Below are 322 nucleotides of genomic sequence, written 5' to 3'. Positions count from 1 at the left end.
ATTAACAACTTTAGATGTTTCAAATAATACTGCTCTAATATATTTACATTGTTATGAGAATCAATTAAAGGCTTTAGATGTTTCTAAGAGTACTGCTTTAACAAATTTAAATTGTTATTCAAATCAATTAACAAGCTTAAATGTTTCTCAAAATGCTGCTTTGAAAGAATTACATTGTTATTCTAATAAATTAACAAGTTTCGATATTTCGAAGAGTATTGCTTTAACAAAATTATATTGTTATTCTAATAAATTAACAACTTTAGATGTTTCTAAGAATACTGCTCTAATATATTTATATTGTAATGAGAATCAATTAACG

Annotated in this window: 1 pseudogene; it reads left to right on the top strand. The window is 22.7% G+C overall.

Features of this window, described 5'->3' with window-relative positions:
* Positions 1 to 322: pseudogene (locus FLAPXU55_RS24045) on the top strand (hypothetical protein); the annotation flags it as partial.

Source organism: Flavobacterium panici (assembly GCF_903819335.1).
In the GTDB taxonomy this organism is placed as follows: domain Bacteria; phylum Bacteroidota; class Bacteroidia; order Flavobacteriales; family Flavobacteriaceae; genus Flavobacterium; species Flavobacterium panici.
Note: the sequence above shows the minus strand (reverse complement) of the source record. Positions and strands in the feature narration are given on the sequence as shown.